The following is a 13450-nucleotide window of genomic DNA, read 5'->3' as shown; positions in this document are numbered from 1 at the left end:
AGTTCTCAAGGAACGGTCGCTTCCTTTGTACTCACCCTCTCGGGCTTTCCTCCGGGCTTCCCTTCGGTGTTTCCGACTCTATCAGACCGTTTCCGCTCCGATTTCCTCGGTGCTTTCTAGGCTCTCACTTCGGCGTTTCCGCTTCGGTGTTTCCCTTTCGGCGATCCAAACTCTATCAGGGTTTTTCCGTGTCCCTGACCAGTCGATCGCAAGCATGCGAGAACTGATCCCGAGATAGGATCTGACGAGTTTGGGTGCTGCCGAGGTTGAGCGCGCTGTCGCGCCGCCCGGTCTCAGGCAGGACGATGACTGTACACAAGTTCTGGCGATGACGCAAACCCCCGAGGTTGGTGGTCTAGACCACTAGCTGCTAACTTCTCTGAGGAACCGCCACCACCCCACTCTTTGGGAGGCTTCCCATGACCACCGTGACGTCCCCGCTCGCCGGACGCGCCATCGGACTGGCCAACGTGCCCGATCCGGTCTTCTCCGGGGCCATGGTCGGCCCTGGTACCGCGATCGACCCCGTGCGTGAGCCCTCCGAGGTCGTGTCCCCCGTGGACGGCGTCGTCGTCTCCCTTCACCCGCACGCCTTCGTGGTGGTCGACGAGAGCGGACACGGCGTGCTGGTCCACCTGGGCATCGACACGGTCCAGCTCAACGGCGAAGGCTTCGAGCTGCTCGTGAACAAGGGGGACACCGTGGCGCGCGGACAGGCCGTCGTGCGCTGGGACCCCGCGGCCGTCGAGACCGCGGGCAAGTCCCCCATCTGTCCCGTCGTCGCGCTCGAGGCCACCTCCGAGTCCCTCGCCGAGCTGCGCGAGACCGGTGACGTGAAGACCGGCGACAGTCTCTTCTCCTGGTCCTGATCTCCTTGTCCTGACGGCACGGCCGTCCGACGGCATGTACGACAACCAACGCGGCGGCGGGGGCCGCCGCATTAGCGGAGACGGTGAGATGGAGACAACGCTGCGAGGCGTCGGTGTGAGCCACGGTGTGGCGATCGGCGAGGTCAGGCACATGGGTACGGCGGTGCTCGAACCGCCGGCCAAGCAGATCCCGGCGCAGGACGCGGAGCGCGAGCAGGGTCGCGCCCGGCAGGCCGTGGACGCCGTGGCCGCCGACCTGACGGCACGCGGCAACCTGGCGGGGGGCGAGGCGCAGGACGTGCTGGAGGCCCAGGCCCTGATGGCCCAGGACCCCGAGCTGATGGCCGACGTGGAGCGGCGGATCGCCGTGGGCAGCACCGCGGAGCGCGCGGTGTACGACGCGTTCGCGGCCTACCGCGAGCTGCTGGCTAACGCCGGTGAGTACCTGGCCGGGCGGGTGGCCGACCTGGACGACGTGCGGAACCGCATCGTGGCGCGGCTGCTGGGTGTGCCGATGCCGGGTGTGCCGGACAGCGACCATCCCTATGTACTGGTGGCCCGTGATCTGGCTCCGGCCGACACCGCGCTGCTCGACCCGACTCTGGTGCTCGGCTTCGTGACCGAGGAGGGCGGGCCGACCAGCCACAGCGCCATCCTGGCGCGGGCGCTCGGGGTGCCGGCCGTGGTCGCGTTGCCGGGCGCGGGTGAGCTGGCCGAGGGCACGGTGATCGCGGTCGACGGCAGCTCGGGCGACATCTTCGTGAACCCGACCGAGGAGACGGCGGCCCGGCTGGAGTCGGCCGCCGCCGAGCGGAAGGCCGCGCTGGCCGCGTCGAGCGGTCCCGGTGTGACGGCGGACGGGCACAAGGTGCCGCTGCTGGCCAACATCGGCGGTCCGGCGGACGTACCGGCCGCGCTGGAGGTCGGGGCCGAGGGTGTGGGGCTGTTCCGTACCGAGTTCCTGTTCCTGGACGACAGCAAGAACGCGCCGTCCGAGGAGAAGCAGGTGACGGCCTACCGGCAGGTGCTGGAGGCGTTCCCCGAGGGCCGGGTCGTGGTGCGGGTGCTGGACGCGGGGGCGGACAAGCCGCTGGACTTCCTGACGCCCGCGGACGAGCCGAACCCGGCGCTCGGTGTGCGGGGTCTGCGGACGCTGCTCGATCACCCGGAGGTGCTGCGCACGCAGCTGACCGCGCTGGCGAAGGCGGCCGAGGGGCTGCCGGTCCACCTGGAGGTCATGGCCCCCATGGTGGCGGACCGTGCCGACGCCAAGGCGTTCGCGGACGCCTGCCGGGAGGCGGGGCTGCGGGCGAAGTACGGCGCGATGGTGGAGATCCCGTCGGCGGCGCTGCGGGCGCGTTCGATCCTGCGGGAGGTCGAGTTCCTGTCGCTGGGTACCAATGACCTCGCGCAGTACACGTTCGCGGCGGACCGCCAGGTGGGTGCGGTGTCGCGGCTCCAGGACCCGTGGCAGCCCGCGCTGCTCGACCTGGTCGCGCTGTCCGCCGAGGCGGCGAAGGCCGAGGGCAAGAGCTGCGGGGTGTGCGGTGAGGCCGCGTCCGACCCGGTGCTGGCGTGTGTGCTGACGGGTCTGGGTGTCACCTCCTTGTCGATGGGTGCGGCGTCGATCCCCTATGTGCGGGCGACGCTGGCGAAGCACACGCTGGCGCAGTGCGAGCGGGCCGCGGCGGCGGCGCGTACCGCGGACAGTGCCGACGAGGCGCGGGCGGCGGCTCAGGCGGTGCTGTCCGGCGAGTAGCCGGTGTCGCGCGGACGTAGGCGTTCGTGCTGGTCAGGGGCGTCCCATCCTTCGGGTGGGGCGCCCCTGGCGCGTTTTCAGTGGTGGTGGCCCCGGTCCAGGGGGTCGTCCGTGAGGTCGGGGGCGGCGCGGTAGTCGACGCCTGATTCGGGGGCGATGAGGTCGCCGGTGTCGATGTCGGTGCAGTAGGCGTCGAAGACCTCGGCCGCGGTGAGCGGCTGGAGGTGTCCGGCGCGCAGGCGCCAGCCGTGGACGCGGTCGGGGCGGTCCGGTGCGGTGACGCGGATGACGAGGCCGCCGGGGCTGTGGGTGGCGAGGCCGAGGGCGAGGACGCTGGTGAACTCGAGTGCTTCGGCCTGGTCCGGTTCGGCGGTGCCGTGGGTGTCGGCGTCGGCGTGGAGGACGGCGACGAGGGTGTCGGGTGGTCCGGCGACGCTGCAGACGAGGTGCTGGGCGCCGGGTGGCGCGGTTTCCAGGACGCGGGCGAGGAGGGCGGAGGCGCGGATGAAGGCGGCGCGGCCGATGTCCTCGCCGCAGGTGGCGCAGGGGCCGAGGCGGGTCAGGAGGGTGGTGGCGTACTCCCAGGTGGCCTGGCGGACGGCTTCGCCGACGAGGGCGGGCAGGAGTGCGGTGAGGGGTTCGCCCTCGTAGGGGATGGTGGGGCCGAGGGCCGCGAGTTCGGCGGTGAAGCGGCTGCGGCTGGCGGGGGCTTCGGGGTCGATGCCGGTGGCGGTGCAGAACTCCTCGTACTCGTCGGGGTCGAAGAGGGCGAGGGCGGTGTGGCTGCCCTGGGCCACGCGGGATTTGAGGACGGCTTCCATCTGGCGCAGGTAGGTGGTGTGGTCGTCGAAGGTGAAGCTGCGGTAGCGCCGCATGGCGTGGAAGTCGTGTTCGTCGGTGAGCAGGCCGACGGTGCCCGCGATCTCGCGGCGCAGAACGCGTCGCATGGTCTGGTGGTCGGTGTGTGCCATGGTGTTCCCCCGGTTTGCGTGGTGTCGATCAATGCTCACTCACGGTAACCGGGGGGACTGACAACGGGGCTGGGGTCAGGCGCGGTCGCGGGCCAGGCGCTCGTAGAAGTCGAGCAGGGTCAGGTCGTCGATGGAGCCGGGGTTGACCGCCTTCTCCAGCGGGGTGCCCTGGAGGAGGCGTTTGACCGGGACCTCGATGCGCTTGCCGGTGAGGGTGTGCGGGACGCCGGGGACCTCGATGATCTCGTCCGGGATGTGCCGGGGTGAGAGCTGCTCGCGGATGGACTTCTTGACGCGGTCCCGGAGGGAGTCGTCCAGGACCGCGCCGGGGGCGAGGTGGACGAAGAGGGGCATCCAGTAGCCGCCGTCGGGCTGTTCGATGCCGATGACCAGGGATTCCTTGATCTCCGGGAGGCGCTCGACGACCTCGTAGATGTCGGCGGAGCCCATGCGGACGCCCTGCCGGTTGAGGGTGGAGTCGGAGCGGCCGTGGATGATCACCGAGCCGCGGGAGGTGACGGTGATCCAGTCGCCGTGCCGCCACACGCCGGGGTAGGTGTCGAAGTAGCTCTCGCGGTAGCGGCTGCCGTCGGGGTCGTTCCAGAAGCGGATCGGCATGGAGGGCATGGGGTTGGTGACGACCAGCTCGCCCACCTCGTCCACCAGTGGCTTGCCGCTGGGGTCCCAGGACTGGAGGTCGGTGCCGAGGCCGGGGGCCTGGAGTTCGCCGGTGTAGACGGGCAGGGTGGGCACGGCTCCGGCGAAGCAGGAGCAGACGTCGGTGCCACCGCTGACGGAGGCGATCCACAGGTCGTCGCGGACCTCGTCGTGCAGCCAGCGGAAGCCGTCCGGGGGCAGCGGGGAGCCGGTGGTGGCGACGCACTGGACGGCTGCGAGGTCGAAGTCGCGGGCCGGGTGGACGCCCGCCTTGCGGCAGGCCATGACATAGGCGGCCGAGGTGCCGTAGAGGGTGGTGCCGGTGCGTTCGGCGACGCGCCACTGGGCACCGGTGTCGGGGTAGCCGGGGCTGCCGTCGTACAGGACGATCGTCGTGCCGGTGAGCAGGCCGGAGACGAGGAAGTTCCACATCATCCAGCCGGTCGAGGTGTACCAGAAGAAACGGTCCTCCGGGCCCAGGTCGCAGTGCAGGCCGAGCTGTTTGAGGTGTTCGACGAGGATGCCGCCCTGGGACTGGACGATGGCCTTGGGCAGGCCGGTCGTGCCGGAGGAGTACAGCACCCACAGCGGGTGGTCGAACGGGACCTGTTCGTAGACCGGTTCGGTGTCCCCGGCGGTCAGCTCCGCCCAGTCCAGGGCGCCCTCGGGGGCCTCGGTGCCGAGCAGGGGGATGTGCACGACCGCGCGCAGGGTGGGCAGTTCGCGGCGGAGTTCGGCGACGGTGTCGTGGCGGTCGTGCTCCTTGCCGCCGTAGCGGTAGCCGTCGACGGTGAACAGGACGACGGGCTCGACCTGCTGGAAGCGGTCCAGGACGCTGCGGGCGCCGAAGTCGGGGGCGCAGGAGGTCCAGACGGCGCCGACGGCCGCGGTGGCGAGCAGGGCGACGACGGCTTCGGGGATGTTGGGCAGGTAGCCGCTGACCCGGTCGCCGGGGTGTACGCCGAGGTCGCGGAGGCGGGCGGCGAGCGCGCCGACCTGGCGGCGCAGTTCGGCCCAGGTCACCGGGCGGGGCTCGTGGGTCTCGTCGACGTACAGCAGCGCGGGTTCGTCGGCCCGGTCGTCGGCGGCACGCAGGGCGTGCTCGGCGTAGTTGAGGGTGGCGCCGGGGAACCATGCGGCGCCGGGCATGGCGCGGTCGCCGAGCACGCGCGCGGGGGGCGTCGAGAAGCGGACGTCGAACCACCGGGTCACGGCCGTCCAGAAGTCCTCCGGTTCGGCGACGGACCACTGGTGCAGGGCCGGGTAGCCGCCCTCGGCCGGAGCGCCGTGGTGCTCGGCGGCCCAGGTCTGGAACCGGGTGATGCGGGCACGGGCGATCCGCTCGTCGGTGGGCTGCCAGAGCGGCTGCGGATGCGCGGTGGACATGATGCGGCTCCCGGACTGTACGCGTCGTTGCGTCGTCCGCGCACGGCCTGGTGGGTGCGCGGGACAGGGCTGACAGGGACGATGCCATGTGATCGACTTCGGCACCAGGGCACGCCCCCACATGGTGCGCGTGTCAACGATGTGGTCCCACCACGGTGAACGGCAGTTGAACGGCACACGCGCGTGGCGCGCACGGTGACAGGGTGAGCAGCATGAACGGTCGTGACCTGGTGCGTTCGTGGGGCGGGGTCGGCGCGGGGCGCGCCGCGCGAGGGATACGGGTGGTGCGGGCGGCCTGGCACCGCAGGCGCAGTGACGCCGTGGGGCTGCCGCCGAGGGGCGCGGAGCGGGCGCGGGTGCCTGGTCAGGTGCTCGGCGCGGAGCCGGAGCCCGGTGGTGGGGTGATCCGGTTCGCGCGCTCGGAGCTGCGGATCGTGGTGGCGGTCGGCGGGGCGGTGTTCCTCGGCTGGGACGGGGCGATGCCCGAGCCGTCGTACGCGCTGGCCGGTGGTCCGCCCGAGGTCGATCCGCGGGCGGTGCTGGAGCCGGACAAGGACGGCGGCTGGCGGGTGGTGGCCGAGCGGCTGACGGTGGTGGTCTCCCGGCACGGGGCGGTGGAGGTGTGCACGCCCGGTGGTCTCGTGCTGCGCCGGGAGCTGCCGCCGCGCTGGTGGGAGCCGGTGGACGGGGGTGCGGCGCGCTGGACGCAGCGGGCCGAGGTGGCCGCTGACGCGCGGTTCTTCGGGCTGGGCGGGCGGACGTCGGGGCCCCGGCTGCGGGACGGCGCGTACCGGCTGTGGGACGGGGCGGTGCCGGTGGCCGTGCCGGTGCAGCTGGTGGTGGCGGACGCCTCGGCGCATCTGGTGTTCCACGACACCACGTGGGACGGGACGGTGGTGCTGCGGGAGGGCGAGGAGGGTGCCGGTTCCGGGCACGACCGGGCCGGGCGCTGCGAGGTGCGGATGGACGGGGGTCCGCTGCGCTGCTGGGTGGTCGTGGGCACTCCCGCGCGCGTGCTCAACGCCTGGGTGGCGCTGACCGGCGCGCCCGCGCTGCCGCCCGCGTGGGCGCTGGGGCACCAGCACGCGCGGGACTTCGCGGACGAGCAGGAGGTGCGCGAGGTCGTCGCGGGGTACCGGGAGCGCGATCTGCCGCTGGCCGCCGTGCAGTTGGACGCCGGGCACCACGACGAGGGGCGGGCGTTCAGCGTCGACCAGGACCGTTTCCCCAAGTTGCGTGGGCTCGCGGAGGAGTTGCGCCGGGACGGGGTGCGGCTGGTGTCGGCCGTCGACGCGGCGGTGCGGGTGGTGCCGGAGGACGTGGTGTACGAGGGCGGTTCGGCCGTGGACGCGTTCGTGCGGGACGCGTCGGGGCGGACGGTACGGGGTGAGGGGCGGGCCGGGGAGTCGGTGTTCCCGGACTTCACGCACGCGCGGGCACGCGCGTGGTGGGGCGGTCTCTACGAGGAGCGGCTGGAGCAGGGGTTCGCCGGTTTCTGGCACGGCGCCCATGAGCCGTCCGCGTGGGACGGGTTCGGGGAGCCGTCACTGCCGCGCTCGGCCCGGCACGCCTTGGAGGGGCGGGGCGGTGACCATCGGGAGGCGCACAACGTGGACGCGCTGTGCATGGCGCGGGCGGCGTACGAGGGGCTGCGTGAACTCGCGCCCGGGGAGCGGCCGTTCGTGCTCTCCCGGTCCGGCTGGGCCGGGTCGCAGCGGTACGGGGGTGTGTGGTCGCAGGACGCGGGGGCGGGCTGGCCGGGGCTCAGGGCGTCGCTGTCGCGGGTGCTCGGGCTGGGGCTGTGCGGGGTGGCGTACTCGGGGACGGATGTGGGCGGGCTCGGTGGTGATCCGTCGCCGGAGCTGTATCTGCGGTGGTTCCAGCTGGGCGCGTATTTGCCGCTGTTCCGTACGCGCACGGGCGCGCGTGCGGGGCGGCGGGAGCCGTGGGAGTTCGGTTCGGGGGTGCTGGAGCACGCGCGCGTGGCGTTGCTGGAGCGGCGTCGGCTGCTGCCGTACTTCGTGACGCTGGCGCACCTGGGCCGCTGGACGGGGACGCCCTGGGTGCGGCCGCTGTGGTGGGGGGCGCCGGAGGACCGGGCGCTGCGGGACTGCGAGGACGCGTTCCTGCTGGGTGACAGCCTGCTGGTGGCGCCCGTGCTGGACCCCGGCACCGAGCGGCGGGCGGTGCGGCTGCCTCGGGGGCGCTGGTACGACACGGTGACGGAGCGGGCGTACGAGGGGCCGGGGCAGGTGCTGGTGGACGCTCCGCGGGCGCGTATCCCGGTGCTCGCGCGCGCGGGTGCCGTCGTTCCGGTGCGGGGTGCGGACGGCGCTCTGGAGCTGGAGGTGTGGGCGCCCGCGCCGGGGCGGACGGGGGGCGGTGTGGTGGTGCCGGACGCGGGCGACGGCTGGGCCGTGCCGGAGGTCGAGCGGTACGTCACCCGCTGGGACGGCACGCGTGTGGTCGTGACCAGGGAGTGGGAGGGCGGCGCCGCCGAGCCGTCTCGGCCGGTGCGGGTGCGGGGGCTCGGCGGGGCCGCCCGAGGTCAGTAGCGGCCCTCGAACCAGGCGCGGACGGCCAGGGTGTGCAGCGGGAAGGCGAGTTCCTCGGGGCCGCGCAGCAGGTGCCAGCCCTCGGTCTCGTCGGTGGCGGCGGAGGCCGGGAGGTCGGCGGCCGGGCGTTCCGGGAGGAGCCCGAAGAGCAGCAGATGGCCGTCGGGCGAGCTCATGGCGTCCACCAGGCGCAGGTCGCGGGCCTCGGCCTCGATGCCGGTCTCCTCGCGCAGTTCGCGGACGGCGGCGTGCTTCCAGTCCTCGCGGTCGTCGATGAAGCCGCCCGGCAGGGCGACGCCGCCGAGCTGGGGGGCGACGGTCCGGGTGATGACGACCAGGGCGGCGCCGTGGGTGTCGTACACGGGCTGGAGCACGACGGCCACCGGCAGCGGGTTGCGGTAGGCGGTGGTGCCGCAGGCGGGGCAGGTGCGCGGCCAGCCGGAGACGCCGTCCCCGTAGGCGGCTCCGCAGCTCGAACAGTGGGAGCCGGGGCCGGAGTTGGCGGTCGGCTGCTGATTCTCGGACACGCGCGGACTGTATCCGATCGGGGCGGGTGTGTCGCGTGGTACGGGTGGGGTTCGGCCTCCGGGTCAGGTGGCGAGGGCGCGGCGGCGTTCGGCGGCCAGCTCCATGGCGTGCTGGACGACGCCGATCAGCACGGTCTTGACCGATTCCCGGTCGCGGGCGTCGGTCAGCAGCACCGGCACGTCCGGGTCGAGGTCGAGCGCTTTGCGGACCGACTCCACCGGGTAACGGGCCGCTCCTTCGAAGCAGTTGACGCCGACGACGAACGGGATCGACCGCCGCTCGAAGTAGTCGACAGCGGCGAAGCAGTCCTCCAGGCGCCGGGTGTCGGCGAGGACGACGGCGCCGAGCGCGCCCTCGGAGAGTTCGTCCCACATGAACCAGAAGCGCTGCTGGCCGGGTGTGCCGAAGAGATAGAGCACGAGGTCGGCGCGGAGGGTGATGCGTCCGAAGTCCATGGCCACGGTGGTGGTGCGCTTGCCCTCGACGCCGTCGGTGTCGTCGACGGGCCGGCCGGCCTCGGTCAGCACCTCCTCGGTGCGCAGCGGCCGGATCTCGCTGACCGCGCCGACCATGGTGGTCTTGCCCACGCCGAACCCTCCGGCCACCAGGATCTTGAGCGTGACGGGCTCGACGGGTGGCTTGCCGCGGTCAGCTCGTCGCTCGAAGACCATCGCTCGCTTCTCCTGCTCGGTGGGGGTCGGTGGAAGGGGTGCCGGGGTCGGTGGAAGGGGTGCCGTAGCCGCCGCCACCTGGGGTTTCGACGACGAGTACGTCGCCGGGTGCGACGTCGGCCGAGCCGCTGGCGCCCAGGTCGGTGACCGTGCCGTCGGCGTGCTCGACCCGGTTGGCGCCGAGGGCGCCGGGTGAGCCGCCCGCCATACCGTACGGGGGGACGCGGCGGTGTTGGGAGAGGGCGGAGACCGTCATGGGTTCGAGGAAGCGGATGCGGCGTACCGCGCCGTCGCCGCCGCGCTGCCGTCCGGCGCCGCCGCTCCCCCGCCGTACCGCGAACTCGTCGAGGCGGACGGGGAGTCGCCACTCCAGCACCTCGGGGTCGGTGAGCCGCGAGTTGGTCATATGGGTCTGCACCACGTCGGCGCCGGGGAAGGTGTCGCCCGCACCCGCACCAGAGGCGATCGTCTCGTAGTACTGGTGGTCGTCGTTGCCGAAGGTGACGTTGTTCATCGTGCCGGAGCCCTCGGCCTGGACGCGGAGCGCGGCGTAGAGGGCGCCGGTGAGGGCCTGGGAGGTCTCCACATTGCCCGCGACGATGGCGGCGGGCGGCTCGGGGGCGAGCATGGAGCCGGGGGGTACGACGATGTCGAGGGGACGCAGGCAGCCGTCGTTGAGCGGGATGTCGTCGGCGACGAGGGTGCGGAAGACGTACAGCACGGCCGCGTGGACGACGGCGGTGGGGGCGTTGAAGTTGGTGCCGAGCTGGGCGGAGGTGCCGGTGAAGTTGATGGTGGCGCGCCGCGCGGCCCGGTCGACGCGTACCTGGACGCGGATGACGGCGCCCGCGTCGGTCTCGTAGGCGTACTCCCCGTCGTCCAGGGCGTCGATGACGCGGCGGACCGCTTCCTCGGCGTTGTCCTGGACGTGCCGCATGTACGCCTGGACGACGTCGAGGCCGAACTCCTCGATCATGCGGCCCAGTTCGTCGGCGCCCTTCTGGTTGGCGGCGATCTGGGCGCGCAGGTCGGCGAGGTTGGTGGCGACGTTGCGAGAGGGGTACGGGGCGTCGGTGAGCAGGCGGCGGGTCTCCTCCTCGCGGAGGCGGCCGTCCTCGGTGAGGAGACAGTTGTCGAAGAGGACGCCCTCCTCCTCGATGGTGCGGCTGTCGGCGGGCATGGAGCCGGGGGCGATGCCGCCGATCTCGGCGTGGTGGCCGCGGGAGGCGACGTGGAAGAGGATCTCGGGGTCACCGGGCCCGGTGCCGAACACCGGGGTGATCACGGTGACGTCGGGCAGGTGGGTGCCGCCGTGGTACGGGTCGTTGACGGCGTAGGTGTCGCCGGGGCGCATGGCGGGGCCGCGGCGGCGGACGACCTCTTTGACGCTGGTGCCCATCGAGCCCAGGTGGACGGGGATGTGCGGGGCGTTGGCCACCAGGTTGCCGTCGGGGTCGAAGAGGGCGCAGGAGAAGTCCAGGCGTTCCTTGATGTTGACGGACTGGGCGGTGGACTCCAGCCGGGCGCCCATCTGTTCGGCGACGGACATGAAGAGGTTGTTGAAGACCTCCAGCAGGACCGGGTCGACGTCCGTGTCGGGCCGGGAACTCTCCGTGACGGCCGTCCGTTCCATCACCAGTTGTCCTTCGTCGTTCGCGGTCGCCCGCCAGCCCTCGTCGACGACGGTCGTGGTGCCGGACTCGGTGATGATCGCGGGGCCGGTGACGGTGTCGCCGGGCGGCAGGGCCTCCCGGCGGTGCAGGGGTACGTCGCGCCAGGCGCCGCCGGTGTGCAGGCGGACGGTGTCGGGGGCGGCGGGGGTGCCTTCGTAGGGGGCGAGGGCGGAGAGGTCGGGCGGTGGGGTGATGCCGGTGGCTTCGACGGAGAGGGCTTCGACGACGATGTGGCGGTCGAGGGTGAAGGAGTAGGTGGCGCGGTGGCGTTCTTCGAAGGCGCGCCGCATGGTGTCGGGTTCGGTGAGTTCGACGGTGAGCGTGGTGTCGGTGCCGTCGTAGCGGAGCTGGGCGCGGCGGACGGTGCGGACGCGGTCCTCGGGCACGTTCTCGGCGCGGAGTTCGGCGCGGGCGGCCGCCTCCAGTTCGTCGGCGGTCGCGTGGACGCCGGGCATGGCCGCGTCGGTCAGGGGTGCCTCGGCGGACTGCTCGCGCATCGCCGTGGTGTCGGCCAGGCCGATGCCGAGCGCGGAGAGGACTCCGGCCATGGGCGGCACCAGCACGGTGCGGATACCGAGGGCGTCGGCGACCCGGCAGGCGTGCTGGCCACCGGCGCCGCCGAAGGTGGTGAGGGCGTAGCGGGTGACGTCGTGGCCCTGCTGGACGGAGATCCGCTTGATCGCGCCCGCGATGTTGGCGACCGCGATGCGCAGGTATCCCTCGGCGACCTGCTCCGGGGTGCGGTCGTCGCCGGTGGCCCGGTGGATCTCGTGGGCGAGCGCGGCGAAGCCGTCGCGTACGGCGGAGGCGTCCAGCGGCTGGTCGCCGTCGGGGCCGAACACGGCCGGGAAGCGGGCGGGTTGGATGCGGCCGAGCATGACGTTGGCGTCGGTGACGGTGAGCGGGCCGCCCGCGCGGTAGCAGGCGGGGCCCGGGTCGGCTCCGGCCGAGTCGGGGCCGACCCGGTAGCGGGAGCCGTCGAAGTGGAGCACGGAGCCACCGCCCGCGGCGACGGTGTGGATGTCCAGCATGGGGGCGCGCAGCCGGACGCCCGCGATCCGGTTGGTGAAGACCCGCTCGTACTCCCCGGCGAAGTGCGAGACGTCGGTGGAGGTGCCGCCCATGTCGAAGCCGATGACACGGTGATGCCCGGCCAGTTCCGACATGCGGGCCATGCCGACGATGCCCCCGGCGGGCCCGGACAGCACGGCGTCCTTGCCGCGGAACTGCCTGGCCTCGGTGAGCCCGCCGTTGGACTGCATGAACATCAGCCGTACGTCCCGCAGTTCGTCGGCGACGTGCCGGATGTAGCGGTGGAGGACGGGCGAGAGATAGGCGTCGACCACGGCGGTGTCCCCGCGCGGGATCAGCTTCATCAGCGGGCTGACCTCGCTGGACAGGGAGATCTGGGGGAAGCCGACTCGCTCGGCCAGCTCACCGACGGCCCGCTCGTGGTCCGGGTGCTGGTGGCTGTGCAGACAGACGACGGCGACCGCGCGGATGCCGTCGTCGTACGCCCGTCGCAGCTCGCCCTCCAGCGTGTCGAGGTCGGGGGCGCGCAGTTCGGTGCCGTCGGCGGCGAGGCGCTCGTCCACCTCCACCACCCGCTCGTAGAGCTGCTCGGGCAGCTCGATGTGGCGGGCGAAGATGTGCGGGCGGTTCTGGTAGGCGATCCGCAGGGCGTCGCGGAAGCCGCGGGTGATCACCAGCAGGGTGCGCTCGCCCTTGCGCTCCAGCAGCGCGTTGGTGGCGACGGTGGTGCCCATCCGGACCGCGTCGACGGGCTCCGGGGAGCCGCTCAGCAGTGCGCGGACGCCCGCCACGGCCGCGTCGGCGTACCGGGCGGGGTTGTCGGAGAGCAGCTTGCGGGTGAGCAGGCCGCCGTCGGGGCGGCGCGCGACGATGTCGGTGAAGGTGCCGCCCCGGTCGACCCAGAACTCCCAGCCTGTCACGTCACTACCCCGCTTCCGCGCTGGTCACAGCGCCCGGAGGCCGTCGATCACGTCGCGCAGAATACTCTCGTCCGGCAGCTCGGCCGGGGGCACCGGACGTGTCACATGGACGAGTTCGGCGTCCACGAGGTCGCCGATCAGGACGCGTACGACGCCCACGGGCAGATCGAGTCCGGCGGCGAGTTCGGCGACCGACTGCGGTTCGTCGCGGCAGAGCCCGACGATCTCCACATGCTCCGGGCCCAGCGTCGGGTCCTCCTCGGGGTCGCCGGCGTCCGGTTCGGTGACGACGACCGCGATCAGGTCGAGGACGTGCTGTCCGGGGCCGGTGGTGCGGCCACGTGTCATGGCGTACGGGCGGACGACGGGGCCCGCCTCGTCGTCGAACCAGTGGCCGCTTCTCTGACCCTCTCCGCTCATGTCTTGACG

9 protein-coding genes are annotated in these 13450 nt (G+C 72.7%); 3 read left to right on the top strand and 6 right to left on the bottom strand.

Annotation, left to right across the window (positions count from 1 at the left end; genetic code table 11):
- The first annotated feature begins 419 nt into the window (after positions 1–419).
- Both ACI2LY_RS30010 and ptsP read left to right on the top strand, forming a co-directional pair.
- Positions 420–869: a PTS glucose transporter subunit IIA gene (locus ACI2LY_RS30010; RefSeq protein WP_393915360.1), complete on the top strand. Its 450-nt coding sequence runs from the start codon at positions 420–422 to the stop codon at positions 867–869.
- Positions 870–957: 88 nt separating this feature from the next.
- Positions 958–2628, top strand: a complete 1671-nt coding sequence (gene ptsP, locus ACI2LY_RS30005; protein WP_404709850.1) for a phosphoenolpyruvate--protein phosphotransferase — start codon at positions 958–960, stop codon at positions 2626–2628.
- A 77-nt stretch (positions 2629–2705) separates the two neighbouring features.
- Here ptsP and ACI2LY_RS30000 read toward each other — a convergent pair whose 3' ends face one another.
- Entirely contained in the window at positions 2706–3599 is an 894-nt protein-coding gene (locus ACI2LY_RS30000) for a hypothetical protein (RefSeq protein WP_404709849.1), read from the bottom strand.
- Between the two features lie 75 nt (positions 3600–3674).
- Positions 3675–5642, bottom strand: coding sequence for an acetoacetate--CoA ligase (locus ACI2LY_RS29995; protein WP_404709848.1), 1968 nt, complete (start codon positions 5640–5642; stop codon positions 3675–3677).
- A 212-nt stretch (positions 5643–5854) separates the two neighbouring features.
- On the opposite strand from ACI2LY_RS29995, the gene ACI2LY_RS29990 reads away from it, so the two are divergent.
- A complete protein-coding gene (locus tag ACI2LY_RS29990; protein WP_404709847.1) occupies positions 5855–8197 on the top strand; it encodes a glycoside hydrolase family 31 protein in 2343 nt (780 codons plus the stop codon).
- Here ACI2LY_RS29990 and ACI2LY_RS29985 read toward each other — a convergent pair.
- The 4 genes from ACI2LY_RS29985 to ACI2LY_RS29970 all read right to left on the bottom strand — a co-directional run bounded on the left by ACI2LY_RS29985 (position 8191) and on the right by ACI2LY_RS29970 (position 13441).
- Positions 8191–8724: an NUDIX domain-containing protein gene (locus tag ACI2LY_RS29985; RefSeq protein ID WP_404709846.1), complete on the bottom strand. Its 534-nt coding sequence runs from the start codon at positions 8722–8724 to the stop codon at positions 8191–8193. The genes ACI2LY_RS29990 and ACI2LY_RS29985 overlap by 7 nt on opposite strands.
- A gap of 63 nt (positions 8725–8787) precedes the next feature.
- Complete coding sequence (locus tag ACI2LY_RS29980; protein ID WP_393599828.1) at positions 8788–9396, bottom strand: ATP/GTP-binding protein; 609 nt, start codon at positions 9394–9396, stop codon at positions 8788–8790.
- Complete coding sequence (locus ACI2LY_RS29975; RefSeq protein WP_404709845.1) at positions 9374–13021, bottom strand: hydantoinase B/oxoprolinase family protein; 3648 nt, start codon at positions 13019–13021, stop codon at positions 9374–9376. The genes ACI2LY_RS29980 and ACI2LY_RS29975 overlap by 23 nt, the downstream gene beginning before the upstream one ends.
- A gap of 24 nt (positions 13022–13045) precedes the next feature.
- Entirely contained in the window at positions 13046–13441 is a 396-nt protein-coding gene (locus ACI2LY_RS29970; protein WP_389004510.1) for a DUF742 domain-containing protein, read from the bottom strand.
- Between the last annotated feature and the right edge of the window lie 9 nt (positions 13442–13450).

It is taken from the genome of Streptomyces sp. NPDC002176 (assembly GCF_044903645.1).
Lineage (GTDB): Bacteria > Actinomycetota > Actinomycetes > Streptomycetales > Streptomycetaceae > Streptomyces.
This window is presented reverse-complemented; position numbering and strand designations above follow the sequence as displayed.

Coding starts and splice junctions, on each gene's coding strand:
- ACI2LY_RS30010 (WP_393915360.1), top strand. CDS start 420: ATGACCACCGTGACGTCCCCGCTCGCCGGACGCGCCATCGGACTGGCC.
- ptsP (WP_404709850.1), top strand. CDS start 958: ATGGAGACAACGCTGCGAGGCGTCGGTGTGAGCCACGGTGTGGCGATC.
- ACI2LY_RS30000 (WP_404709849.1), bottom strand. CDS start 3,599: ATGGCACACACCGACCACCAGACCATGCGACGCGTTCTGCGCCGCGAG.
- ACI2LY_RS29995 (WP_404709848.1), bottom strand. CDS start 5,642: ATGTCCACCGCGCATCCGCAGCCGCTCTGGCAGCCCACCGACGAGCGG.
- ACI2LY_RS29990 (WP_404709847.1), top strand. CDS start 5,855: ATGAACGGTCGTGACCTGGTGCGTTCGTGGGGCGGGGTCGGCGCGGGG.
- ACI2LY_RS29980 (WP_393599828.1), bottom strand. CDS start 9,396: ATGGTCTTCGAGCGACGAGCTGACCGCGGCAAGCCACCCGTCGAGCCC.
- ACI2LY_RS29970 (WP_389004510.1), bottom strand. CDS start 13,441: ATGAGCGGAGAGGGTCAGAGAAGCGGCCACTGGTTCGACGACGAGGCG.